The following is a 23015-nucleotide window of genomic DNA, read 5'->3' as shown; positions in this document are numbered from 1 at the left end:
GAAATTCGCCGCTCGCTTTCCAGCCCGTCCCCGGCGCGCAAAAAGAATTCGCTCGCGCAAAGCCGGGCGGGGAAGGCGCATTGACATGGACGCAGCAGCAGAATCCGTTCGCAAATTCCGAACCGAGCTCGCCGCCGCGGTGGGTCGCGGGCAGCGCGCCCGCGCCGATGCGCAGCGCCGCACCGCCGATTTCCGTCGGAACACCGAAGAACTCGCCGAGCGCGCCGGGCGGACCGGCGACGGCGAGCAGCGCGCGGAGGCATTGGCGCACCGCAACCGCATGGGGCTGGAAGTCCCGGAGCTGACCGGACCGATTCCGGCCGCCGGTTCCACCGAGGACACCGGTGTTGCCGACGAGAAGGCGCCGAAGGCCGGGAAATCGCAAGAGCAAACGCCGTCCGACGGTAGCGATCTGGACTTTTCACAAGCGCAAATCATGCGATGACCTGCGGGTTCCGCGTGCAGCGTTTACATCAGCAACGGGTTCGGCAGAAATCCAGGACAACGTGGAACCGATCGTGGCAATGTCTGCGTCGTAGGTTCATCCGAACTTGCTGTCGAGTTTGAAGGGGGTCATCCAGAGATGGCTGGAATTGGTGCAGACGTCGAGGCGATCCAGCAGGCGTCCGTTGACATCGACGAGGCTCGCAACGCTGTCGAGCAGGCGCTCCAGCAGCTGCAGGGCCAGCTCGAGGGCCCGGTCGCGAACTGGAAGGGCGCGGCCGCGGACGTCTTCCGCAAGCTGATGGAGCAGTACGAGGCCAGCGGCAAGAAGATCATCCAGAAGCTGGACGAGCTGGGCCAGAACGTGCAGTCCTCGGGTCAGGACTACGCGGCCACCCAGGAAGACCAGGCCCAGGAGATCTCCAAGATCGCCAGCCTGCTCGACGGCTGATTTGCCGACAGTCGCACACTCCACTTTCTTCAGAGGTTCTTGAGGGGATAACGCAATGAGCGAGATCAACGTCAACTTCGCGGAGCTGCAGCAGGCTTCCGACGACCTGCAGGCCGCCGCGCAGAAGATCCAGGGCGAGCTGGACGACCTGGAGGGCAAGATCCAGAAGCTGATCGCCACCTGGGAGGGCGAGGCTCAGGAGTCCTACCACACCGCGCAGCGCGAGTGGGACGCCGAGGCGGCCAAGATGCAGGAGACCGCCGCCAAGATGGGCATGGCCGTTGGCGCCGCCAACGAGGCCTTCCAGGCCGGTGAGAAGAAGAACGCCGGCCGCTTCGGTGGCTGAGTTCACGCGTTGAGCGTTTCCGCGGCCCCGGCCATTCGCCGGGGCCGCGTGCTGTGTCCGGGGCCTGCTGCGGCGGGCTGACGGGCATTGCTATCCTGTAGTCGGCGATCTGCCAGGTCAGCATCCTCGTCCCCCGCTACCGAGGACCCGTTTTGACCGGGCCAGAAGCCACCAAGTACCCTCATTCTTTGTTGTGCGGTGCGCGGCTGCAGCTCGCGCAAGAGGATCGGATCCGCGGATCACGGTCCCGGCGCCGGTGCTGACGGACGTGCCGGTTCCCCGACAAGGGACCGACCGACGTGATCGAGACGGGCTCCGCACTGACGATTCCGACGCGAACGACGACGAGGTAGACCCGTGCGCACGTACAGCCCGAAGCCCGGCGAGGTGACCCGCGCCTGGCACGTGATCGACGCCGAGGATGTTGTGCTCGGCCGGTTGGCAACTCAGGCCGCGACGCTGCTGCGCGGCAAGCACAAGCCGACCTACGCACCGCACGTGGACACCGGCGACTTCGTCGTCGTCATCAATGCGGAGAAGGTTGCCCTCACCGGGAACAAGCGGGACCAGGCGTTCCACTACCGGCACAGCGGCTACCCCGGTGGTCTGCGCAAGCAGTCCTTCGGTGAGGTGCTGGAGAAGCACCCCGAGCGGCTGTTGGAAAAGGCGATCAAGGGCATGCTCCCGAAGAACAAGCTCGGCCGCGCCATGGGCAAGAAGCTCAAGGTCTACGCCGGCTCGGAGCACCCGCACCAGGCCCAGAACCCGCAGCCGTTCGAGATTAAGGCGAAGGTCCAGAAGTGACTGACGAACTTCAGCAGGAAGAGGCAGTGAACGCCCCGGAGGAGACCGCTGCGGAGGAAACCGCGGAGGTCGCCGAGGTCGAGGTCGAGGAAGCCGCTCCGGCCCCGCTGCCGGTGCCGACCGGTCGCCCCGTGCAGACCGTCGGTCGCCGCAAGGAGGCCGTGGTCCGCGTCCGGCTGGTGCCGGGCAACGGCGGCTTCAAGCTCAACGGCAAGGCCCTTGAGCAGTACTTCCCGAACAAGGTCCACCAGCAGATCGTCAAGGAACCGCTGGTGACCGTCGAGCGCCTGGAGAGCTTCGACGTGCTGGCCACCCTGCGCGGTGGCGGCCCGTCCGGCCAGGCCGGTGCGCTGCGCATGGCGATCGCCCGTGCGCTGGTCGCCTACGACGGCGACGACCGCCCGGCGCTGAAGAAGGCCGGCATGCTCACCCGTGACGCGCGGGAGAAGGAGCGCAAGAAGTACGGCCTCAAGAAGGCCCGTAAGGCGCCGCAGTTCAGCAAGCGCTGACGCGAACCTCACACGATTTGCGGGAGCAGTCGAGTCCACACTGGACGAGGCTGCTCCCGCAGTCGTTTCAGGGGGTGTGTGATGCCAGGCTCGTCTTGCGTGGCGGTGCGGGTGGCGGAACCTCAGACGCCGCCTGGACTGCGGGATCCCGTTCTTATGTATGTCCGATACACGGCGAACGGGCTGTCCTCGCCAGGCGACGTCTGAGAACCCGCGGCGGTGCGAGTTGCGGGGGTGGGTTATGCGCCTGCGGCGCATGCGACACCTTCCGCGGTGCGGCCCGTTCGGCGTCGCGGCGGCGGTTGCCACCAAGATGAAGATGTTCGAGGAAACTGCGCTGACTCTCGTGGAGAGTTCGGTTCTCGTGAACCTGCTCACCTGAACGTGATGACGGTCCCCGGCTTGGGCTCAGGGCCACGCCGATGTACGAGGAGGACTTGCTGCTGATGTCTCGGTTGTTCGGCACCGACGGGGTGCGTGGACTGGCCAACGCCGACCTGACCCCGGAACTGGCGATGTCGGTGGCCGCTGCGGCGGCCCGGGTGCTCTACGACCGGGACGATTCGAAACGCCGCGTGGCGCTGGTCGGCCGCGACCCGCGGGCCAGCGGCGAGATGCTGGAGGCGGCCGTCACCGCGGGCCTGACCTCGGCCGGTGCCGACGTGCTGCGGGTCGGCGTGCTGCCCACCCCGGCGGTGGCGCACCTGGTGGCCGAGCTCGGCGCGGACCTCGGCGTGATGATCTCCGCCTCGCACAACCCGATGCCCGACAACGGGATCAAGCTCTTCGCGGCCGGCGGGCAGAAGCTGCCGGACGTGGTGGAGGACGAGATCGAGGCCCGCCTCGCCGAGCAGGTCGAGCGCCCGACCGGCGTGCACGTGGGCCGGGTCCGGGACGTTCCCGACGCTGTGCATCGCTACGTCGACCACCTGCTCGAAGCGGCCCCGCAGCCGCTGAACGGGCTGAAGGTCGTGGTGGACTGCGCGAACGGCGCGGCCTCGACGGCGGCGCCGGAGGCCTACCGCCGCGCGGGCGCGGACGTGGTGGCGATCAACGCCGAGCCGGACGGCCTCAACATCAACGACGGCGTCGGCTCGACCCACCTCGACGTGCTGCAGGCCGCGGTGGTCGAGCACGGCGCGGACCTGGGCGTGGCGCACGACGGTGACGCCGACCGCTGCCTGGCGGTGGACGCCGCGGGCGCGGTGGTGGACGGCGACCAGATCATGGCCGTCCTCGCGGTGGCCATGCACGAGGCCGGCGAGCTCACCGAGAACACGCTGGTCGCGACGGTCATGAGCAACCTCGGCCTGCACCTGGCGATGCGCGAGCACGGCGTGTCCCTGCGCACCACGGCGGTCGGCGACCGGTACGTCCTGGAGGAGCTGCGCTCCGGCGGCTTCGCGCTCGGCGGCGAGCAGTCGGGCCACCTGGTGCTGCCCGCGCACGCCACCACCGGCGACGGCCTGCTCACCGCGCTGCGCCTGATGGGCCGGGTGGCGGCGACCGGCACTCCGCTGTCGTCGCTGGCCAAGGTGATGCGGCGGCTGCCGCAGGTGCTGATCAACGTCCGCGTCGCGGACAAGGCCGCGGCGGTGGCGGCGCCCGAGGTGGTCGCGGCGGTGGCCCGGACCGAGGCCGAGCTGGGCGAGTCCGGCCGCGTCCTGCTGCGCCAGTCCGGCACCGAGCAGCTGGTGCGGGTGATGGTGGAGGCCCAAACGGAGCAGAGCGCGCAGGCCGCTGCTGAGCGTTTGGCCGAAATCGTTGCCTCGTTCCGGTGATCTTTGTGATGTAGATCTCTCGGGATTGGCCCGATTGTGAGACCATGCTCACATGGGTGCCATCGTTGTCGCCATGATCGTCGGGCTCGTCGCAGTCGGGCTCGTTGCTGCTCTCGTGATCTTCTCCGCGCTCGCGGTAGCCGGCCTCAAGGCCGTGAACGCCGCGCACGAGGGCAGGTCCTGGTTCGTGAACCGGCGGAACCGGAGCTGACCCGGCCATGCGAGGGCAGTTCTTCGGCGACCTCCTGATGGTGCTGATCACCCCGCTGGTCGGCGTGCTCATCGCCGCCCTGCTGGCCGTCGTGCTGTCCCAGAGCTGGGGCTTGCACTACCTCCTGCCCGGCGCGGGCTACTGACCGCTGCGAACCCGCCCCGCCACCGCTCCCGGTGCGCGGGGCGGTTCCGCACGCGCGGAATCGGATCGATCCAGTGCGCCGAGAGCGGGACACCGCGAGGCCGGTCTCCGATAGGTTCGGTGCTCGAACTCGACGAGGGGAGGCTTCGGTGGTCGAGTGGATCGTGCCCGCGCTCCTGTCCATCGCGGTCGGCGCCGGCACCGGTACCGGCGTGGCATTCCTGATGACCAGGAAGATCGCCGCGCAACCGCAGCGGCAGGCGGTGCCGCCGCACCCGCCGCAGGGCCTCGGGAACCCCTACCAGCAGTGACCGTCTCGGAGGAGGAAGTCGTGAGCTACTTCTGGATGGGGGTCCTGGTCGTGGCGCTCCTCGGAGCCGTCGCGGGTGGGCTCGCGGCCTTCGTCGTGGTGAAGGTGAGGCTCCGCGGCCTGAACGTCCAGCAGGCGCCGCAGCCGGGATTCCAGCAACAGGGGTTCCAGCAGCAGCCGCAGCAGTTCCAGCAGCAGTACCCGCCGCAGCAGGGCTACCCGCAGCAGGGCTATCCGCAGCAGCCACCGCAGCAGGGCTACGGCCAGCCGCCGTACCCGCCGCAGTGATCTGCGCAGTTCCGCGGGATTCGCGGGGCTCCCGGCTGGCATCATCTTGCGCATGCTCCTGATGCTGATTCTCTTCCTGGGACTGCTGCTGGTCGCCGGTGTGGTGGTCGTGGTGGTCGTCGTCGCGGCGAAGAGCGGGAAGCGACCGGTGCAGCCGCCGCAGCAGTACGGCTACCCGGCTCAGCCCGGCTACCCCGCTCAGCCCGGCTACCCGCAGCAGCAGGGCTATCCGCAGCAGCCACCGCAGCAGGGCTACGGCCAGCCGCGGTGAACTTCGGCGTTCCGCTGATCCGGGGCTGAACCGCCTGGCATCATCCGGGCCGTGCCAGGTGGATGGGAAATCATGGTCATCGCCCTGCCCCTCGTCCTGCTGCTGGTCATCGGTGGTGTGGTCACGACGATCGTGATCACCTCCGATCGCCGGAAGCGGAGGCGGCAGCAGTCGCAGTCCGGCTCCCCGCACCAGCGGTGAAGCGGGGTTCTTCGCGGATGCAAGCAGCTCGCCGGTTTTCGGTCTTTCGCGCAGCTGGACCTGTCAAGATGGGGAACCGGTGAGCGAATCAAGGCGTCCCAGTCGAGGTTGGGACGTCTGGGCCGTTGAAGGGGGCGCTGATGAGCGGGACGGCAACCTCGGGCAGCGATATCGGGAAGGCGGCGTCCGCCTTCTCCGACAGCTCCGAGGAGATCAAGGGGCAGGCCAAAGCGGTCAGCGAGGCGAAGGCGACGCCGGAGAAGGCCGGCCGCAAGTTCCAGGAAGCGGGCCAGGCCTACAAGCAAGCGCTGGAAAAACTGGGGAAGAACATCGAGTCCTTCGCCTCTCACGGCACCAAGCTGTCCGAGGACTTCACGGCGTCTGCCAAGGAGTACACCTCCAGCGATGAGACGGGTGCCAACGAGGTCGGGAAGGTCCAGGTCTGATGGCGGGTCCGTTCGAGACTGTGGGCAGGGCGCTCGACGACGGCGTCGAGTGGGTCGGCGACAAGGCCAGCGACGTCGGTGAGACGGTGTCCGACGGCGTCGAGGCGGTCGGCGACGGTGCCGAGTGGGTCGGCGACCGGGTCGTGGACGGCGCCCAGGCGGTGGGCGATGGTGCCGAGTGGGTCGGCGACCGCGTTGTGGACGGCGCCCAGGCGGTGGGCGATGGCGTCGGGTGGGTCGGCGACCGGGCCGTGGACGGCGCGAAGGCGGTCGGTGAGGGCGTCTCGGCCGTGGGCGAAGGCATCGTCGACGGCGTTTCCGCTGTCGGTGAAGGCATCGTCGACGGTGTCGCGGCTGTTGGCGAGGGCATCGTCGACGGTGTGAAGGCCGTCGGCGAGGGCGCCAAGTGGCTCGACGACAAGATCGATGACGGTGCCAGCTGGCTCGTCGACAACGCGGGCAGCATCGCCGACGGCGCGATGAAGGTGGTCAACCCCATCGGCAGCGCCATCTTCGAGGAGGTCACCGGCGGTGGCTTCTCCGAGCTGCAGAAGAAGATCGAGGAAGCCGAGAAGCGCAAGGGCGCGATCGAGGACGGCAAGAAGGCGCTGGAGAGCAGCGGCCCGGTCGGCACCTCCGACGAGCTGCTCGACCACGGCAAGGTCGGGCTGGACTTCTTCGAGAAGTTCCTGCCGCTGTACAAGGACTGGACGGGCGGCGGCCCGGACTTCCAGGGCGAGATCGTCAAGGAGTTCGACCAGCTCCGCGAGATCGACTTCGGCGCGTTCCGGCAGGACGCCGAGATGCTCGGCGGCGTGTCCGGGAAGCTGCAGGACCAGAGCAGCTCGATGGGGCAGGCGTTCAACACCGCCAAGCAGACCTGGCAGGGCGAGGCCTCGGAGGCGGCCTCGGCGAAGGTCGGCAACTTCAGCTCGGCGGGCGGCACCGTCGCCAGCGAGACCGAGAAGTTCGCCGGTGCCATCACGCCGGCCGTCGACGGCATCCAGAACGTCGTCCGCGAGTACAGCAAGTTCGTGCTGGAGCTCGGCGAGAACCTGAAGTGCGCGGACAAGACTCCGGACGAGACCAAGGACGAGATCCGCAAGGCGCGCGGCGACATCCAGCCCAGCGACCTCGCCGACGTCGGCATCGACGACATCTTCTCCGGCATCTGGTCGACGGTGAAGGGCTCCGCCATCGGGTTCATCTGCGGTGGACCCATCGGCGGGCTGATCGGCCAGTTCGTCGGCGGGCAGGACGCCGCCAAGGAGATCCGCCAGGGCCTGATCGACGACGCCAAGAAGTGGCTCGACGAGGCGTTCAAGCCCGAGATGGACCAGAAGGTCAGCTCCTTCAAGGACCAGAGCAAGAGCACGCAGGACGCCGTGCAGCAGAGCTACGACCAGATGATCAACGGTGCTCCGATCAGCGACGACCCGTTCAAGAGCATGGAGGGGCAGGGCTCCGACCAGGGCGGCAACGGCGACACCGGCGGTGGCGGTGGTGGCGGCGGCAACACCGGCGGTGGTGGCGGCGGTGGCACCCCCGGTGGTGGCGGTGGCGGCGGCACGCCCGGTGGCGGCGGCGGTGCTCCGGGCGGCGGTGGCGCTCCGGAGATGCCGGAAACCCCGGAGATGCCCGAGACCCCGGAGATGCCGGAGATGCCCGGCCAGGGCGGTGCCGGCGGCGACGGCGAGAAGGTGACCCTCGGCGAGGGCGACGACGCGGTCACCGTCCACAAGCCCGGCGAAGACGGCAAGATGCAGGTCGAGCTGATGGGCCCGGACGGCAAGCCGAAGACCTACGAGGTCGACTTCGGCGGCGAGGGCGGCGCCGGGCAGCCCGGTGGCCCCGGTGTGCCGCAGCCCGGTCAGGGCCCCGGCAGCGCGACCGGCAGCGGCGGCCAGGGCCCGGAGCAGGTGCAGGTCGGCCCGGACGGCAAGGCCGTCATCGAGGAGGGCGGTCGCACGCTCACCTTCGAGCGCACGCCCGACGGCGAGATCAAGGTCAACGTGGACAACGGCGACGGCAAGCCGCCGCTGAACCAGACGATCGAGTTCGCCAAGAACACCCCGGGCATGCCCGGCCCCGCCGGAACCGTCCCGGAGGCGTCCACGATGCCCGCGCCGGACAACGGCCCCGGAATTCCGGGCCAGGCGGGCCCGGCTCCGGCGCCCGACATCGTGGGCGGACCGACTCCTGCCCCGGCTCCGGACTTCATCGGTGGCCCGGCCCCGGCTCCCGACATCGTCGGTGGCCCGACGCCCGCGCCCGCTCCCGACTTCATCGGCAGCCCGGCTCCGGCTCCCGGCTTCGTCGGCGGTCCCGCTCCGGCTCCGGACCTCGGCGTCGGCGCGGTTCCGGGCGGCGGCTTCGGTCCAGCGCCCGGCGGCGGTTCCGCTGACGCCGGGTTCGGCGGCGGTTCGGCGGGCGGCTTCACCACGATGCCCGCGTTCAACCCCGAGGGCGCGCCGGACGTGCCTGCGTCCACCACGCCGCAGGCCGCGGGCGCCAGCACGTTCAGCCCGATGGGCGAGGGCGTGCAGAACTCCTTCGGCAGCAGCTCCGGGCAGCTGTTCGGCGGCGATTCCGCTGCTTCGCAGCCCGCCGGTGCGACCGGGATGTCCTCGTTCGGCGACTCCTCCAGCGGTAGCTCCACCAGCGGCAGCGCGCAGGGCTCCACCGGACTGTCCTCGTTCGGCCCCGACCCGGCGGCCGGCCCGCCGCAGTCCGGCCAGCCCAGCGGCCAGAACCCGAGCGCCGCGGTCGGCGGCGGCGGCAGCGCGGGCGGCGGCATGATGGGCGGGATGATGGGTGGCATGGGCGGTGCTCACGGTGCCCAGCAGGGCGGTGAGCAGGAGCGCTCCAACTCCAGCCCGTGGCGCACCCAGGGCCAGCTGTTCGACGACGGCGTGGAGAAGTCGAACGTGGCGTTCCGCTCGGTGCTCGGCGAAGACCGGGAGAGGTGAGTCAGGTGGTTGTGGTCAACCAGCGGGTCGCGGACGAGATCGCGACCCTGACCGCGCGGCACCGCTACGGGATCGCGGACAACGTGGACGCGGTCCGCGCGGCGGAAGCGGCCTCGGCCAAGAAGAGCGAGGAGATCAAGGAAGCCGCCGCCGCCCGCAAGCAGGAGCTCGTGGAACGGGCCGAGAAGGAGCGGGAACAGGCGGGCAAACCGCGCAACGACTGGTCGAACAAGTCGCAGCAGGACGACAACGTGATCGGCTTCGGCGGCGAGGACGATTACGAGGAAGAGCCGCCGCAGCAACCGGTTTCGGCTCGCCCGGCACCGCCGCCACCGCCGCCGCCCGCGCCTCCGGCCCCGTCGCCGAGGGCACGTCGTCAGCCCGCCTTCGACGATGACGACGACTACGAGAACCAGAACTGGCTGAGGTGACGAGAAGAGGCCGGCCCCGCACCGGGACCGGCCTCTTCCGCTGCGGCTTGGCGGATTCGCCGGTCGCGCGCGGTCGCGTCGCGTAGCCTGCTGCGCGTGCATCCTCAGCAGCCGGGCTCCTGGGGGCCTCCGCCTGGCGGCCAGTACCCCCAGCAGCCCTTTTCCCAAGCACCGCAGGGATATCCGCCGGCTCAGCCGGGATTTCCGCAGCCACCGCAGAAGAGGCGCGGGAAGCGCGTCGGGCTGATCGCGGGCATCTGCCTCGGCGCGCTGATCCTGCTCGGCGCCGGTGGATTCCTCGTGGTGGCGTACCTGAACTACTCGAAGCCCGCCGGGGATCCGCCGACGAACGCCGCGCTGCCCGAGGACTGCGATCTCGTCAGCGACGCGACCCTGAAGCGCCTGCACGTCACCAACCCCGAACCGATCATCATCGGCGAGGACCCGTCCGCCGGGCGCTCCACCTGCGGGTGGGGCCCGACGCGGGGGCAGGACGGCAACAACCAGCGGACGCTGCGGATCGACGTCCGCGACCTCACGAAGGTCGACGGCGGCGACGCGAAGGACACTTTCGGGACGTACCGGGAGAATTCCTCGGGCGAGCTCCGGGAGGTCGCCGGGGTCGGCGAGGAAGCCTTCCTCGTCTCCCGGGGCGAGGGCTCGCCGGGCGAGCTGAACTTCCGCGAGGGCCAGAAGATCGTGACCGTCGTGTACAGCGGCTGGAACCGGAACTTCCTCGGCGACAGCACCGAGATGTCGTCGGCCGAAGGCGAGCAGGCCGTGCTGGGAGTGGCCAAGGAGATCGTTTCCGGGCTGTGAGTGGCGATGGTCGCGCGCCCGGCCATCGCCACCGGCCACATCGGACGTCTACGATCCGGTGGTGCAACCGCAACAACCCGGGCAGTGGGGGCCGCAGCCCCCGCAAGCTCCTCAGCAAGCCCAGCCGTGGCAACCGGTTCCGAAGAAGAAGAGCCGAGCCGGGTGCATCACGCTCCTGATCCTCGGCCTCGTCGCGCTGCTGGTCGTCGGCGGGATCGCCGGTGTGTACTTCTACTGGCGGCACGGCATCGTCACCGAACCCGCGGGCGAGGAACCCTCCGGGCAGCCGGTGATCGCGCCGTGCGACCTCGTCAGCGCGGAGACCCTGCGGAATCTGCACACCACGAACCTGATCCACGGCTACTCCGATGAGGAGACCGGCTCGGCGACCTGCACGTGGCGGGCGACCAAGGGCCAGGACGGCACCAACGAGCGCTACCTGGACATCACGGTTTCCACTTCGGTGGCGGAGGATCCCGCCGACGCCCTGGCCGAAGCCGAGGAGACCTTCGAGCACTACCGGCAGACCGACGGCAAGCGCGCGTCGCGCGTGACCGACGACCTGGAAGGCCCGTGGGACGAGGCGTTCATGGCCACCGGGACCGAGGTCAAGGCGGCCACGGTGTTCTTCCGCAAGGGCCGCACGACGGTCTCGGTCGGTTACGACGGCTACGACAAGACCTACTGGTTCGAGGACCAGCGGATGCCAGCCCCCGACGCCGAGCGGGCCGCCAAGACCGCCGCCGAGGAGTTCGCCGCGGGGCTCTGAGCCATCACGCGGCGGTGAGCACGCCCCTGGTGTGCTCCTGGTCGACGTGGGTGCCCTTGACGTCGGTGGACAGGAGGGCGTCACCTCGGCGGTCGCCTGCCAGCGTGCTCAGGAAGTAGGCGGTCAGCAGGGCCTTGGTCGCGCGCTGGGTCGCGTACTCGGACTTGCCGTGCAGGACGAGCTGGGTCCAGTGCCTGCCCTCGGTGAACCCGAGGTGGCTGGCCTTGGGCACGGTGCGCAGCTGCACCGCGCCGCCCCAGGCGCGGGCGATCGGCTCGGCGTTGGCCACCGGCGGGGCCAGCAGGTCGTTGCCCGCCGCGATGTGCAGGCCGGGAACGCCGACCTTGCCCGCGGCCTCCAGCGCGGACGGGTGAGTCTCGGCGGCGGCCAGCGTGGCCACCGCCCGGATCCGCTCGTCCGCGGCGGCGGCGAGGACCGCGCACCCGCCGCCCATGGCGTGCCCGGCGACGCCCAGCTTCTTCTCGTCGACGCTGATCTCGCCCTCGCCGAGCCGGACGCCGACGCAGACGTCCAGCGCGGTGCGCAGGTCGCCGGCGAACATCCGGTGCGAGGCGAGCACGCCGCGCTGCGTGGCGGGCGCGGCGACCACGATGCCCCACGAGGCGAGGTGCCGGAGCAGGCTCAGGTAGCGGCGCGGCGGCTGCAGCCAGCCGTGGCCGAACGCGATCGCGGGCAGTCCCAGCCCGCTGCGCGGGGTGCAGACGATGCCCGGGAGCCCGACGAGAGCCAGATCACCGTGCAGCACGTCGTGCGGTCCGCGCCGGGACAGCTCTTCGAACGCGTTCTTCGCGGAGGGGGCCTTCTTGGCAGTGCGCGCCATGGTCAGCACGGTAGCGGACTCGCGCGTGCGCGCGCGGTAGCCGCTGCGCGGGCGGTTCCACCGCGAACAGGTTCAGACCAAATGGAGTAGCTACGCTGGTTCGAGTGTGCGGCATCGTTGGTTACGTAGGACATCGCCAGGCGCTTGACGTGGTGCTCAACGGGCTCCGGCGGCTCGAGTACCGAGGCTACGACTCGGCGGGCGTGGCAATGCTCGACGGTGCGGGCGGCCTCGCCGTGGAGCGCGCCGCGGGCGCGCTGTCGAACCTGGAGAAGCGGCTCGCCGAGGTCGACGGCAGCCGGTTCGCCGGGAACAGCGGCATGGGTCACACCAGGTGGGCGACGCACGGCGCGCCGACCGACCGCAACGCCCACCCGCACCGCGACGCCACCGGGCAGGTGGCCGTGGTGCACAACGGCATCATCGAGAACTTCGCCGCGCTGCGCGCCGAGCTCGAAGCCGCGGGCATCGAGATGGCCAGCGACACCGACACCGAGACGGCAGCGCACCTGGTCGCCGCCGCCTACGCCGCGGGACCGACCGCCGGTGACCTCAGCGCCAGCGTCTGCGCGATCGCCCGCCGGCTGGAGGGCGCCTTCACCCTGGTCGTCACGCACGCCGCGGAGCCGGGCAAGGTCGTCGCGGCGCGCCGGTCCTCGCCGCTGGTCGTCGGCGTCGGCGACGGCGAGCACTTCCTCGCCTCCGACGTCGCCGCGTTCATCGAGCACACCCGCGACGCGGTGGAGCTCGGCCAGGACCAGGTGGTCACCATCACCCGCGACGGTTACCGGGTGACCGACTTCGACGACGTCGAGGTCGAGACCAACCCGTTCAGCGTGGACTGGGACCTGTCGGCCGCCGAGAAGGGCGGTCACGACTACTTCATGCTCAAGGAGATCGAGGAGCAGCCCGAGGCGCTGGAGAACACGCTGCGCGGGCACTTCGCCAACGGCAGCATCGTGCTCGACGAGCTGCGCCTCACCGAGCAGGACCTGCGCGACGTCGACAAGGTCTTCGTGGTCGCCTGCGGCACCGCCTACCACTCCGGGCTGCTCGCCAAGTACGCCATCGAGCACTGGTGCCGGGTGCCGGTCGAGGTCGAGCTGGCCAGCGAGTTCCGCTACCGCGACCCGGTGCTGGGCCGCGACACGCTGGTGGTGGCGATCTCCCAGTCCGGCGAGACCGCCGACACCCTGGAAGCGGTCCGGCACGCCCGCACCCAGCGGGCGCGCGTGCTGGCGATCTGCAACACCAACGGCGCGCAGATCCCGCGCGAGTCCGACGCGGTGCTCTACACCCACGCCGGGCCGGAGATCGGCGTCGCGGCCACCAAGACCTTCCTCGCCCAGGTGGCGGCGAACTACCTGGTCGGGCTGGCCCTGGCGCAGGCGCGCGGCACGAAGTACTCCGACGAGGTGGCGCGCGAGTACTCCGAGCTGGCCGCGATGCCCGACGCGGTGCGCGCCACGCTGTCCACCGTGGACCAGGTGCGCGAGCTCGGCAAGGAGCTGGCCGACTCCAAGGCGGTGCTGTTCCTGGGCCGCCACGTCGGGTACCCGGTGGCGCTGGAAGGCGCGCTCAAGCTCAAGGAGCTCGCCTACATGCACGCCGAGGGCTTCGCCGCGGGCGAGCTCAAGCACGGCCCGATCGCGCTGATCGAGGAGGGCCTGCCGGTGGTCGTGGTGATGCCGTCGCCGACCGGCCGCGCGCTGCTGCACGCGAAGATGGTGTCCAACATCCGCGAGATCCAGGCGCGCGGCGCCCGCACCATCGTGATCGCCGAGGAGGGCGACGAGACGGTGCGGCCCTTCGCCGACGAGCTGATCACCATCCCGGCGGTGCCGACCCTGCTCCAGCCGCTGGTCTCCACGATCCCGCTCCAGGTGCTGGCGGCGGAGATCGCCCGCGCCCGCGGCTACGACGTGGACAAGCCGCGCAACCTCGCGAAGTCCGTCACCGTCGAGTGATCTTCTGCTGGTGAAGGGCACTTCCGGCGCTCGCCGGAGGTGCCCTTCACCGTCTTCCGCGCTGTTCTGGTGCGATTTCAATGGAAATCGCACGTCTGATTTCCATTGAAATCGCAGAGGTTCCCCGGGGGCGCTGCCGACGCGCTCCGGTGTGTCGTGCGGCCGGGGCGCTGCGCGGGCGGTTTCAATTGACCGTGCTCCCGGGGAATTGCCCGGGATGAGTGGTGTTGTTCGTCGGCGCGCCGGCGGGTTCGAGGGAGGACGCGATGCTCGGAGTGTGGACACCGGACCAGATCCGCGCCGCGGAGCAGCAGCTCTTCGCGCGGACGCCGGAGCCGGTCGTGATGCGCCGGGCCGCCCACGCGGTGGCCGTCCACACCGCGCGCGTGCTCACCGAGGTCACCGACGGCGTCGCGGGCCGTCGGGTCGCGCTGCTCGTCGGGGCCGGGAACAACGGCGGCGATGCGCTGTGGGCCGGGGCTTTCCTGCGCCGGCGCGGAGTCGGCGTCACCGCGGTGCTGCTCGCGCCGGAGAAGGCGCACCCCGCCGGGCTCGCCGCGTTGCGGCGCGCAGGTGGCCGGGCGGTTCCCGCCGAGGGCGCCAGCGCGGACACCTCGGGGATTGGTGCCGAGGCGGCGGATGCCGTCGAGCGGGCCGACGTGGTGATCGACGGGATCGTCGGGCTGTCCGCGCGCGGATCGCTGCGGCCGACGGCGGCCGAGCTGGTGCGCCGGGTGGCGGTGCCGGTGGTCGCCGTCGACCTGCCCAGCGGCGTCGATCCGGTGACCGGCGCGGTCGACGGGCCGGTCGTCCAGGCCGACCTCACGGTGACCTTCGGCGGCCGGAAGCCGTGCCACGTGCTGGGCGCTGGCGCGGTGTGCTCGGGCGAGGTCGAGGTGGTCGACATCGGGCTCGACGACCACCTGCCCGCGCCGGAGCTCCGCGTGCTGCAGCCTGCCGAGATCGGTGCCGACTGGCCGGTGCCGGGCCCGACCGACGACAAGTACAGCCAGGGCGTGGTCGGCGTCGCCGCCGGCTCGGCCACCTATCCCGGCGCCGCCGTGCTGGCCAGCGGCGCCGCGGTGCAGGCGACCGCGGGCATGGTCCGCTACGCGGGCCCGGCCGCCGACGTGGTGCGCTCGCGCTGGCCGGAGGTGGTGGCGACCGGCTCGGTCGGCGATGCCGGGCGGGTGCAGGCGTGGGCGGTCGGGCCGGGGATCGGCCTCGGCGCCAGCGGCCGCGACGTCCTGCAGCACGTCCTGGAATCCGGGCGACCGGTCTGCGCCGACGCCGACTCGATCACCCTCCTCGCCAACGACCCGACGCTCTGGGACGCGCGGGATCCCGACGTGCCGCTGGTGCTGACGCCGCACGCGGGCGAGTTCGCCCGGCTGACCGGGCAGGAGCTGGGCCCGGACCGGGTCGCGGCGGCTCGCGAGGTGGCCGCGCGCTTCGACGCGGTGGTGCTGCTGAAGGGCAACACGACGATCATCGCCGCGCCGGACGGCCGCGTGCTGGTCAACGACGCGCAGCACGCCTGGCTCGCCACGGCGGGCTCCGGCGACGTCCTGACGGGCTTGATCGGAGCGCTCCTGGCCAGCGGTGTGGAGCCCTGGCTGGCCTGCGGTTACGCGGCCCACGTGCACTCCCTGGCGGGGGATCTGGCCGCGCACGGCGAAACCGACGACCCGGCCGAGCCAGGTGCCCCGATCGGGGCGTCCGCGCTGCTCGAAGCGGTCCCCCTGGCGATCCGCAAGATCCGCCGAGCAGCCCTGGCCTGACCGCTCCGCGTCACCCGGGGCGCCCGCTCGGGGCGGGCAGTGCGCGGATGGGGGCGGGCGGCTGTGTGCGACGATGACCGTGCCATGAGTGACCAGCCCGTGCACCGCGCCGACCTGCGCATCGACGTCGGCGCGATCCGCCACAACGTGAGGGTGCTCTCGGCGCGTGCCCGCGAGTCGGGTGCCCGCACGATGACCATCGTGAAGTCCGACGGCTACGGCCACGGCGCGGTGACCGTCGGGCGCGCCGCGCTCGAATCCGGCGCCGACTGCCTCGGCGTCGCTTCCCCCGGCGAGGCGCTGCAGCTGCGCGCCGCCGGCATCACCGCTCCGGTGTTCTGCTGGCTCTACGTCGTGGACGAGGACTTCGCGCCCATGATCGCCGAGGACGTCGAGCTGTCCGCGTCGTCGCTGGAAGTGCTCCAGCGGATCGAGGCGGCGGCGACGGCCCAGGACCGCATCGCGCGGGTGCACCTCAAGATCGACACCGGGTTGTCCCGCAGCGGCTGCCCGGCCGAGCTCTGGCCCGCGCTGGTGGAAGCCGCCGCGAAGGCCGAGGCGGACGGGCACGTCGAGGTCGTGGCGGTGTGGTCGCACCTGGCCTGCGCCGATGAGCTCGACCACCCCTCCATCGAGGAGCAGGCCGAGCGGTTCCGGCGCGCGCACGAGCAGGCGCGCGCGGCGGGCCTGAACCCGATCCGCCACCTGGCCAACTCCGCTGCCGTGCTCACCCGGCCCGACCTGCACTTCGAGCTGGTCCGCCCGGGCATCGCCGTGTACGGGCTGGACCCGGTGCCGCAGGACGGCGACCACGGCCTGCGCCCGGCCATGACGTTCCGCTCCTCGGTGGCGCTGACCAAGCGCATCGCGGCGGGCGAGAGCGTCTCGTACGGGCACACCTGGACGGCGGAGCGCGCGACCGGGCTCGCGCTGGTGCCGGTCGGCTACGCCGACGGCGTGCCGCGCACGCTGTCCGGCCGGATGTCGGTGTGGCTGGCGGGCCGGCGGCGTCCGGTCGTCGGCCGCGTCTGCATGGACCAGCTGGTGGTGGACTGCGGCGACGACGAGGTCCGCGAGGGCGACGAGGTCCTGCTGTTCGGGCCCGGCGATCGCGGGGAGCCGACGGCGGCGGAGTGGGCCGAGGAGATCGGCACCATCCACTACGAGATCGTCACCGGCATGTACCGGCCGCGGGTGACGCGCACGGTCGAGGACGACCTGGAGGCACCATGAGCCTCCGCCCGGCCGCCGACTTCGCGCGGAATCGGCTCCGTTTCCACTGCTCAGGCACCGTGAGCGTTTCGAGGGGCTATAGCACCCCGAAGTACTCACGAGCCGTCACCTGCGGAAGCGGCGCCGATCTCGTGCCGTCCGGCGCCGGGCCTTCGCGGCTGGAGGCGGTGTGAAACCCGTTTGGCAGGCGCTGGCCTGGACGAGCGGTGTGCTGGGTGCCGCGATCACGGGCGCCGCGGTCGGCGTCGTCGCGCACAGCACCAGAGCCGCCGCGAAGCGCAACCCGGACGATCCGCACGCCGATGAGCCGCTGGGCAGGCTCCGCGCGGACCGGCAGTCCACCGTGGCCGCCGATGACGGAGTTCCACTGGCGGTGCAGGAGATCGAGCCCGCCGGCGGTGGTGCTCCGGAGCTGACCGTGGTGCTGGTGCACGGTTTCGCGCTGGACTCCCGCTGCTGGCACTTCCAGCGCCGCGACCTGCCCGAGCTCACCGACCCGCGGGTCCGGCTGGTGCTGTTCGACCAGCGCAGCCACGGCCGTTCCGGGCACTCCTCCAAGCGCAACAGCACGATCGAGCAGCTCGGCCGGGACCTCGACGCGGTGCTGCGGGCGACGGCGCCGAAGGGGCCGATCGCGCTGGTGGGGCATTCGATGGGCGGCATGACGATCATGGCGCTGGCCGAGCAGCGCCCGGAGCTGTTCCGCGACCGGGTGCGCGCGGTGGGGCTGATCGGGACGGCGGCCGATTCGGTCGGCGCGGCCGGACTGCCCCGCACCTGGCTGTCGCGGATCAACCCGGTGCCGCGCGGGCTGGCGCTGCTGACCAGCGTCCAGCCCGACCTGGTGGAGCGCACCCGGCGGGTCGGCGACAAGATCACCTGGAGCCTGATCCGCTCGCTGGCGTTCGGCGACCGCGCGATCTCGCCCGCGGTGGTGGACCTGATGGCGGAGATGATCGGGGCCACCTCGGTCGAGGTCGTCACCGACTTCCTGGAGACGATCGGCCTGCACGACCGCAAGACCGCGCTCGCCGCGCTGCGGACCTGCGAGGTGCTGGTGCTCAGCGGCGACGCCGACCGGGTCACCCCGTTCTCGCCGCACGCCGAGGTGCTGGCCGCCGAGCTGCCGGACGCGGTGCTGGTGCGCGTCGAGGGCGCCGGGCACCCGGTGATGCTGGAGCGGCCGGAATTGGTCACCGAGCAGTTGACCGCACTGCTGCGCAGGGCGGTCGGGAAGTGAGTGCTGCGTTGCGGACTGCGGAGTTCTCGAAGGAATCCGACACGCTGGAGTTCGGTCGGCGGCTGGGCGCGGTGCTGCGCGCCGGTGACCTGGTCCTGCTGGACGGACCGCTCGGTGCGGGCAAGACGGTGCTCGCGCGGGGGATCGCGGCGGGCATGGGCGTCACCGGCAGGGTGACCTCGCCGACGTTCGTGATCGCGCGGGTGCACCGGCCGGAGTCCGGTGACGGCCCGGTCCTGGTGCACGTCGACGCCTACCGGCTCGGCGGGCTGGAGGACATCGACGACCTGGACCTGGACACCGACCTCACCGAAGCCGCGGTCGTGGTGGAGTGGGGCGAGGGCTTGGCCGAACGGCTCGCCGACAGCCACCTGATGCTGCGCATCCGCCGTCGTCCCGACGACGTCCGCGAGATCACCGTGGAGCCGTACGGCGAATCCTGGGACGCGCGGGTCGCGGAGTTGCTCGGCCGGTGACCGAGTTACTCGCGGGCATCCCCGGGCCGCTCGCGCTGATCGCCGCGATGGCCGTGCTGTTCGCCGAATCCGGCCTGCTGATCGGGGTTTTCCTGCCCGGCACGGGCACCGTCCTGGCGATCGGCCTGCTGGCGGGCAGCGGTGTCGTCGAGGTGTGGCTGGCCGCGGCCTGCGCCTCCGCCGCGACGGCGCTGGGCTGCCAGCACAGCTTCTACCGCGGTCGCCGCGGCGGCCTGCTGCGCCGGGAAGTGGTGAAGCGGCTGGGCGAGCAGCGGATGGCGCTCCTTGAGTCCTCTTTGGATGGACGCGCCGAGGTGACCGTGGCCGTGTCGCAGTGCTTCGCGGCGGTGCGCACCCTGGTGCCCAGGCTGGCCGCCCGCACGGAGATGTCCCAGCTCCGCTTCACCCTCTGCAACCTGCCGGTCGCCATCGCCTGGGCGACGACCCTGGTCCTCCTCGGCGCCTGGTCCGGCGAGGCCTACGACCGGGTGGAGACAATCGCGGGCCTGGCCGGACTCCCGGTGCTGCTCCTGGCCGCAGCGGTAGCGGTGACGATCTGGTGGCTCCGCCGCAGAAACCGCCTCCGTGCCTGACCCCGGCCCGTGAGTGCTTTGAGGGGCTATAGCACCCCAAAGCACTCACGGGTTCTGAACAGCGGAAACGTTACCGGATGCGGGTGGCGGTGCCGGTGACGCGGATCCGGTCGTGGTCGGCTGCGACCTCGACGTCGAGGATGCTGGGGCGTCCCATGTCGAAGCCCTGGTGGATGCGGAAGGCCGTCGGCGGGGCGATCAGGCCGAGGTGCTTGAGGTAGCCGCCGAACGCCGCCGCGGCCGCGCCGGTCGCCGCGTCCTCGACGACACCGCCCGGCGGGAACGGGTCGCGGGCGTGGAAGAGCTCGGGGCTCTCGCGCCAGACCAGCTGCAGCGTCGTCCAGTCCTGGTCGGCCATCAGCTTGCCGAGGCGGTCGAAGTCGTAGGACAGCGCCGCCAGCTTCTCCCTCGTGGACACCGCCAGGACGAGGTGGTCGTTGCCGCCGAAGGCGATGCGCGGCGGCAGTTCCGGGTCGAGGTCGTCGCTGCTCCAGCCGAGCGCCGCCAGCGCCTCGTCGAGGATCGCGGGTTCGACGTCGCGGACCGAGGTGGGCACGCTGGTCAAAGTCGCGGTGGGCCGGCCCGAGTCGTCGACCTGGGTGTCCACTGTGATCAGTCCGGCCCGGGTGTGCAGGTCGATCCGGCCGGTGCCGTCGCGCTCGGCGAGCGCGACGGCGGTCGCGATCGTGGCGTGCCCGCAGAACGAGACCTCCGCCTTCGGGCTGAAGAAGCGGATGTCGTGCTCGCGCTCACCGCGCGGGAACACGAACGCGGTCTCGGAGTACCCGACGTCCGCGGCGATCCGCAGCATCTCCGCATCGGACAGGCCCACCGCGTCGAGCACCACTCCTGCGGGGTTGCCACCGTTCGGGTCGCTGCTGAACCCCACCAACCGCTGGATCTCGGTCTGCGTCGTCTCGTTGCTCATGCCGCATCCAGCGCCGGTGCACAGTGGAATATTCCCCGGCTGATTTCCCGGTATTCCCAGTGGGATCAGGCGCTGTTGCTGACGCTGAGCTCCGCGGCGAGGTCCTTGGCCAGGCGCTGCATCAGCGGGATGACCTCGTCCGTCGAGATGCGGGTCATCCGGCCCTCCGGGCCGCTGATCGAGATCGCCGCGCCCGCCGGGGCTCCCGGCACCGCCACCGCGTAGCAGCGGACGCCGACCTCCTGCTCGCCGTCGTCCAGCGCGTAGCCCTGCTGGCGGACGCGGGCCAGCTCCTCGAGCATCGACTCGACGGTGACGATGGTGCGCTCCGTCTGCGGGTGCATCGTGGTGCGCGACAGCAGCTGGGTCACGGTGTCCGGCGGCATGGTGGCCATCACCGCCTTGCCGACCGCCGTGGCGTGCGCGTCAACGCGGCGACCGACCTCGGTGAACATCCGCATCGAATGCTGCGAGGGCACCTGCGCGACGTAGACGATCTGCTCGCCGTCGAGCACCGCCATGTTCGAGGTCTCGCCGGTCGCCTCGGTGAGCTCGGCGAGGTAGGGGCGGGCCCAGGAGCCGAGCGCGCGGCTGGCGGTCTCGCCGAGGCGGATCAGCCGGGGGCCGAGCGCGTAGCGGCGGGACGGCTGCTGCCGGGCGTAGCCGTTGCTCACCAGGGTGCGGATGATGCGGTGGATGGTCGGTAGCGGCAGGCCGGACTTCTCGGCGAGCTCGGACAGGGCCACCTCACCACCGGCGTCGGCCATGAGTTCCAGCAGCTCGAAGGTGCGTTCGACCGACTGCACCCCTCCGCCCTGGCTTGCCCGCTGCGGGCCAGTGGTCATCGCAGAACTCCCTCTTCACACCTCGGCCTGCGCCGAAGTCTAGTCCGTGATGGGTGCTACAGCTCATGTTGCTTCGAACGCTATACGGAAACTAACATCCACGATGCAGAAAAACATTACGGGCGTACCGCAAGCGGAACGGCCGTCGCGCAGCCTCGGGTGCGCGTCAGTCCGCCACGCGGCAAGGTGAGCCATCAGCCACCGTCTGGAACCCGGCAGCAGGAAGAGGTGGACTTCTCATGTCCGAAACGGCAGCAGGAGTGCAGGTCATCGGCGGCGCCGTCGAGCGCGGGGACGAGATCCTGACCAAGGAAGCGCTCGAGTTCGTGGCCGGTCTGCAGCGCGCCTTCGGCGCTCGTCGCGACGAGCTGCTCGAGCGCCGCAAGCAGCGCCGCGCGGAGGCCAGCGCCAAGGGGCGGCTGGACTTCCTGGAGGAGACCCGGCACATCCGCGAGGGCGACTGGCAGGTGGCCGCACCGCCCGCCGACATCGCCGACCGCCGCGTCGAGATCACCGGCCCGACCGACCGCAAGATGGCGATCAACGCGCTGAACTCCGGCGCCAAGGTCTGGCTGGCCGACCTCGAGGACGCCAACACGCCGCACTGGCGCAACGTCGTCTCCGGCCAGGTCAACCTCTACGACCTGGTGCGCAAGCAGATCGAGCTGGTCACCGAGAAGAAGACCTACAAGCTGCGCGACGACGTCCAGCACGCGGTGCCGCTGGTGCGCCCGCGCGGCTGGCACTTCGACGAGAAGCACGTCCTGGTCGACGGCAAGCCCGCGGTCGCCGCGCTGGTCGACTTCGGCCTGCACTTCTTCCACAACGCCAAGGAACTCCTCAGCCGCGGCAGCGGGCCGTACTTCTACCTGCCGAAGATGGAGAGCCACCTCGAAGCGCGGCTGTGGAACGACGTGTTCACCCACGCCCAGCAGGAGCTCGGCATCCCGCACGGTTCGGTGCGCGCCACCGTGCTGATCGAGACCTACCCGGCCGCGTTCGAGATGGAGGAGATCCTCTACGAGCTGCGCGACCACTCCGCGGGCCTCAACGCCGGTCGCTGGGACTACCTGTTCAGCGTCATCAAGACCTTCCGCGACTCCGACAAGTACATCCTGCCGGACCGCAACGCGGTGACCATGACCGCGCCGTTCATGCGCGCCTACACCGAGCTGCTGGTGCGCACCTGCCACAAGCGCGGCGCGTTCGCGATCGGCGGCATGGCCGCGTTCATCCCGACCAAGGACGACTCCAACGCCGCCGCGATGGAGAAGGTGCACGCGGACAAGAAGCGCGAGGCCGGTGACGGCTTCGACGGCTCCTGGGTCGCGCACCCGGGCCTGGTGCCGATCTGCTACGAGGAGTTCGACGCGGTGCTGGGCGAGAAGCCCAACCAGATCGACCGCACCCGCGACGAGGTCCAGGTGACCGCCGACCAGCTGCTCGCGGTGGCCGAGACGCCCGGTGAGAAGACCATCGAGGGCCTGCGCGCCGCGGTCGACGTGGGTGTCCGCTACATCGTGTCCTGGCTGGGCGGCAACGGTGCGGCCGCGATCCACAACCTGATGGAGGACGCGGCGACCGCGGAGATCTCGCGGTCGCAGATCTGGCAGTGGCTGCACAACGACGTGGTGCTGGCCGGCGGCGAGCGGGTCACCTCCGACCTGGTGCGCGAGACGCTGGCCGACACCGAGAAGCAGCTGCGCGCCGAGGAGGGCTTCCCGGTCGAGAACCTGGGCCGGGCGGTCGAGCTGTTCGAGCAGGTGGCGGTGGCCGACGAGTTCGTCGACTTCCTGACGCTGCCCGCCTACGAAGAGATCGACTGATCGAACTGCGGTGACTGCCGTGCGCGTTTTGGGGCGCTGTAGCACCCCAAAACGCGCACGGTTCTGTAACCGCAGCCGAGCTGGGCAGCCG

The 23015-nt window shown here is 70.9% G+C and carries 27 protein-coding genes; 24 read left to right on the top strand and 3 right to left on the bottom strand.

Annotated features, from left to right (window positions below):
• Positions 1 to 85 precede the first annotated feature (85 nt).
• From C4T78_RS30735 to C4T78_RS30675, 17 genes are all read left to right on the top strand, one after another.
• Positions 86 to 445, top strand: a complete 360-nt coding sequence (locus tag C4T78_RS30735) for a hypothetical protein (protein WP_093352324.1) — start codon at positions 86 to 88, stop codon at positions 443 to 445.
• Between the two features lie 138 nt (positions 446 to 583).
• Positions 584 to 895: a WXG100 family type VII secretion target gene (locus C4T78_RS30730; RefSeq protein ID WP_093155154.1), complete on the top strand. Its 312-nt coding sequence runs from the start codon at positions 584 to 586 to the stop codon at positions 893 to 895.
• A gap of 55 nt (positions 896 to 950) precedes the next feature.
• A complete protein-coding gene (locus C4T78_RS30725; RefSeq protein ID WP_093352326.1) occupies positions 951 to 1241 on the top strand; it encodes a WXG100 family type VII secretion target in 291 nt (96 codons plus the stop codon).
• A 357-nt stretch (positions 1242 to 1598) separates the two neighbouring features.
• Complete coding sequence (gene rplM / locus C4T78_RS30720; RefSeq protein ID WP_093155151.1) at positions 1599 to 2045, top strand: 50S ribosomal protein L13; 447 nt, start codon at positions 1599 to 1601, stop codon at positions 2043 to 2045.
• The gene (gene rpsI / locus C4T78_RS30715) at positions 2042 to 2554 is read left to right on the top strand and encodes a 30S ribosomal protein S9 (RefSeq protein ID WP_374703915.1); all 513 of its coding nucleotides are present in this window, start codon (positions 2042 to 2044) and stop codon (positions 2552 to 2554) included. Before rplM ends, rpsI begins: the two co-directional genes overlap by 4 nt.
• A 446-nt stretch (positions 2555 to 3000) precedes the next feature.
• A complete protein-coding gene (glmM, locus tag C4T78_RS30710; RefSeq protein WP_093352880.1) occupies positions 3001 to 4335 on the top strand; it encodes a phosphoglucosamine mutase in 1335 nt (444 codons plus the stop codon).
• A 52-nt stretch (positions 4336 to 4387) separates the two neighbouring features.
• Positions 4388 to 4546, top strand: coding sequence for a hypothetical protein (locus tag C4T78_RS36635; protein WP_177247585.1), 159 nt, complete (start codon positions 4388 to 4390; stop codon positions 4544 to 4546).
• Positions 4547 to 4553: 7 nt separating this feature from the next.
• Entirely contained in the window at positions 4554 to 4691 is a 138-nt protein-coding gene (locus C4T78_RS36630) for a hypothetical protein (RefSeq protein WP_177247586.1), read from the top strand.
• Between the two features lie 148 nt (positions 4692 to 4839).
• A complete protein-coding gene (locus C4T78_RS36625) occupies positions 4840 to 5001 on the top strand; it encodes a hypothetical protein (protein ID WP_177247587.1) in 162 nt (53 codons plus the stop codon).
• Between the two features lie 20 nt (positions 5002 to 5021).
• The gene (locus C4T78_RS30705; protein WP_177247588.1) at positions 5022 to 5288 is read left to right on the top strand and encodes a hypothetical protein; all 267 of its coding nucleotides are present in this window, start codon (positions 5022 to 5024) and stop codon (positions 5286 to 5288) included.
• Between the two features lie 52 nt (positions 5289 to 5340).
• Positions 5341 to 5559, top strand: a complete 219-nt coding sequence (locus tag C4T78_RS36195; RefSeq protein ID WP_093352331.1) for a hypothetical protein — start codon at positions 5341 to 5343, stop codon at positions 5557 to 5559.
• A gap of 51 nt (positions 5560 to 5610) precedes the next feature.
• The gene (locus C4T78_RS36620; RefSeq protein ID WP_177247589.1) at positions 5611 to 5760 is read left to right on the top strand and encodes a hypothetical protein; all 150 of its coding nucleotides are present in this window, start codon (positions 5611 to 5613) and stop codon (positions 5758 to 5760) included.
• Positions 5761 to 5900: 140 nt separating this feature from the next.
• Complete coding sequence (locus C4T78_RS30695) at positions 5901 to 6206, top strand: type VII secretion target (protein ID WP_093352333.1); 306 nt, start codon at positions 5901 to 5903, stop codon at positions 6204 to 6206.
• Complete coding sequence (locus C4T78_RS37340) at positions 6206 to 9175, top strand: WXG100 family type VII secretion target (protein WP_093352336.1); 2970 nt, start codon at positions 6206 to 6208, stop codon at positions 9173 to 9175. Before C4T78_RS30695 ends, C4T78_RS37340 begins: the two co-directional genes overlap by 1 nt.
• Positions 9172 to 9606, top strand: a complete 435-nt coding sequence (locus tag C4T78_RS30685) for a hypothetical protein (protein ID WP_143185850.1) — start codon at positions 9172 to 9174, stop codon at positions 9604 to 9606. The genes C4T78_RS37340 and C4T78_RS30685 overlap by 4 nt, the downstream gene beginning before the upstream one ends.
• 96 nt (positions 9607 to 9702) lie before the next feature.
• Positions 9703 to 10425: a hypothetical protein gene (locus tag C4T78_RS30680; protein WP_143185851.1), complete on the top strand. Its 723-nt coding sequence runs from the start codon at positions 9703 to 9705 to the stop codon at positions 10423 to 10425.
• A 61-nt stretch (positions 10426 to 10486) separates the two neighbouring features.
• The gene (locus C4T78_RS30675; RefSeq protein WP_143185853.1) at positions 10487 to 11194 is read left to right on the top strand and encodes a hypothetical protein; all 708 of its coding nucleotides are present in this window, start codon (positions 10487 to 10489) and stop codon (positions 11192 to 11194) included.
• 4 nt (positions 11195 to 11198) lie between these two features.
• On the opposite strand, the gene C4T78_RS30670 is transcribed toward C4T78_RS30675, so the two are convergent.
• Positions 11199 to 12035: a dienelactone hydrolase family protein gene (locus C4T78_RS30670; RefSeq protein ID WP_177247590.1), complete on the bottom strand. Its 837-nt coding sequence runs from the start codon at positions 12033 to 12035 to the stop codon at positions 11199 to 11201.
• Between the two features lie 104 nt (positions 12036 to 12139).
• On the opposite strand from C4T78_RS30670, the gene glmS reads away from it, so the two are divergent.
• The 6 genes from glmS (at position 12140) to C4T78_RS30640 (ending at position 19325) form a co-directional block, all read left to right on the top strand.
• A complete protein-coding gene (glmS, locus tag C4T78_RS30665) occupies positions 12140 to 14002 on the top strand; it encodes a glutamine--fructose-6-phosphate transaminase (isomerizing) (RefSeq protein ID WP_093352348.1) in 1863 nt (620 codons plus the stop codon).
• Positions 14003 to 14268: 266 nt separating this feature from the next.
• Entirely contained in the window at positions 14269 to 15783 is a 1515-nt protein-coding gene (locus C4T78_RS30660; RefSeq protein ID WP_093352885.1) for an NAD(P)H-hydrate dehydratase, read from the top strand.
• 84 nt (positions 15784 to 15867) lie between these two features.
• Positions 15868 to 17016 carry an alanine racemase gene (gene alr / locus C4T78_RS30655; protein WP_093352351.1) on the top strand — a complete coding sequence of 383 codons (1149 nt, stop codon included), beginning with the start codon at positions 15868 to 15870 and terminating at the stop codon, positions 17014 to 17016.
• Between the two features lie 169 nt (positions 17017 to 17185).
• Positions 17186 to 18256 carry an alpha/beta fold hydrolase gene (locus C4T78_RS30650; protein WP_093352354.1) on the top strand — a complete coding sequence of 357 codons (1071 nt, stop codon included), beginning with the start codon at positions 17186 to 17188 and terminating at the stop codon, positions 18254 to 18256.
• Positions 18253 to 18732 (top strand): tRNA (adenosine(37)-N6)-threonylcarbamoyltransferase complex ATPase subunit type 1 TsaE, encoded by a 480-nt coding sequence (tsaE, locus tag C4T78_RS30645; RefSeq protein ID WP_235863521.1) that lies wholly within the window; start codon positions 18253 to 18255, stop codon positions 18730 to 18732. The genes C4T78_RS30650 and tsaE overlap by 4 nt, the downstream gene beginning before the upstream one ends.
• Positions 18729 to 19325: a DedA family protein gene (locus tag C4T78_RS30640; protein WP_093352359.1), complete on the top strand. Its 597-nt coding sequence runs from the start codon at positions 18729 to 18731 to the stop codon at positions 19323 to 19325. The genes tsaE and C4T78_RS30640 overlap by 4 nt, the downstream gene beginning before the upstream one ends.
• A 70-nt stretch (positions 19326 to 19395) precedes the next feature.
• Here C4T78_RS30640 and C4T78_RS30635 read toward each other — a convergent pair whose 3' ends face one another.
• On the bottom strand, positions 19396 to 20253 hold the full coding sequence (locus C4T78_RS30635) for a PhzF family phenazine biosynthesis protein (RefSeq protein WP_093352362.1): 858 nt from the start codon (positions 20251 to 20253) through the stop codon (positions 19396 to 19398).
• 65 nt (positions 20254 to 20318) lie between these two features.
• The gene (locus C4T78_RS30630) at positions 20319 to 21098 is read right to left on the bottom strand and encodes an IclR family transcriptional regulator (RefSeq protein ID WP_093352364.1); all 780 of its coding nucleotides are present in this window, start codon (positions 21096 to 21098) and stop codon (positions 20319 to 20321) included.
• 239 nt (positions 21099 to 21337) lie between these two features.
• Here C4T78_RS30630 and aceB point away from each other — a divergent pair, with 239 nt between their 5' ends.
• Positions 21338 to 22924 carry a malate synthase A gene (aceB, locus tag C4T78_RS30625; protein WP_093352367.1) on the top strand — a complete coding sequence of 529 codons (1587 nt, stop codon included), beginning with the start codon at positions 21338 to 21340 and terminating at the stop codon, positions 22922 to 22924.
• Positions 22925 to 23015 lie beyond the last annotated feature (91 nt).

It is taken from the genome of Saccharopolyspora kobensis, from assembly GCF_900108315.1.
Taxonomy (GTDB): domain Bacteria; phylum Actinomycetota; class Actinomycetes; order Mycobacteriales; family Pseudonocardiaceae; genus Saccharopolyspora; species Saccharopolyspora kobensis.
This window is presented reverse-complemented; position numbering and strand designations above follow the sequence as displayed.

Bases quoted from the DNA above. Each gene is read 5' to 3' on its own strand.
- C4T78_RS30735 (WP_093352324.1), top strand. From the start codon at position 86: ATGGACGCAGCAGCAGAATCCGTTCGCAAATTCCGAACCGAGCTCGCC.
- C4T78_RS30730 (WP_093155154.1), top strand. From the start codon at position 584: ATGGCTGGAATTGGTGCAGACGTCGAGGCGATCCAGCAGGCGTCCGTT.
- C4T78_RS30725 (WP_093352326.1), top strand. From the start codon at position 951: ATGAGCGAGATCAACGTCAACTTCGCGGAGCTGCAGCAGGCTTCCGAC.
- glmM (WP_093352880.1), top strand. From the start codon at position 3,001: ATGTCTCGGTTGTTCGGCACCGACGGGGTGCGTGGACTGGCCAACGCC.
- C4T78_RS36635 (WP_177247585.1), top strand. From the start codon at position 4,388: ATGGGTGCCATCGTTGTCGCCATGATCGTCGGGCTCGTCGCAGTCGGG.
- C4T78_RS36630 (WP_177247586.1), top strand. From the start codon at position 4,554: ATGCGAGGGCAGTTCTTCGGCGACCTCCTGATGGTGCTGATCACCCCG.
- C4T78_RS36195 (WP_093352331.1), top strand. From the start codon at position 5,341: ATGCTCCTGATGCTGATTCTCTTCCTGGGACTGCTGCTGGTCGCCGGT.
- C4T78_RS30695 (WP_093352333.1), top strand. From the start codon at position 5,901: ATGAGCGGGACGGCAACCTCGGGCAGCGATATCGGGAAGGCGGCGTCC.
- C4T78_RS37340 (WP_093352336.1), top strand. From the start codon at position 6,206: ATGGCGGGTCCGTTCGAGACTGTGGGCAGGGCGCTCGACGACGGCGTC.
- C4T78_RS30670 (WP_177247590.1), bottom strand. From the start codon at position 12,035: ATGGCGCGCACTGCCAAGAAGGCCCCCTCCGCGAAGAACGCGTTCGAA.
- C4T78_RS30660 (WP_093352885.1), top strand. From the start codon at position 14,269: ATGCTCGGAGTGTGGACACCGGACCAGATCCGCGCCGCGGAGCAGCAG.
- alr (WP_093352351.1), top strand. From the start codon at position 15,868: ATGAGTGACCAGCCCGTGCACCGCGCCGACCTGCGCATCGACGTCGGC.
- C4T78_RS30635 (WP_093352362.1), bottom strand. From the start codon at position 20,253: ATGAGCAACGAGACGACGCAGACCGAGATCCAGCGGTTGGTGGGGTTC.
- C4T78_RS30630 (WP_093352364.1), bottom strand. From the start codon at position 21,098: ATGACCACTGGCCCGCAGCGGGCAAGCCAGGGCGGAGGGGTGCAGTCG.
- aceB (WP_093352367.1), top strand. From the start codon at position 21,338: ATGTCCGAAACGGCAGCAGGAGTGCAGGTCATCGGCGGCGCCGTCGAG.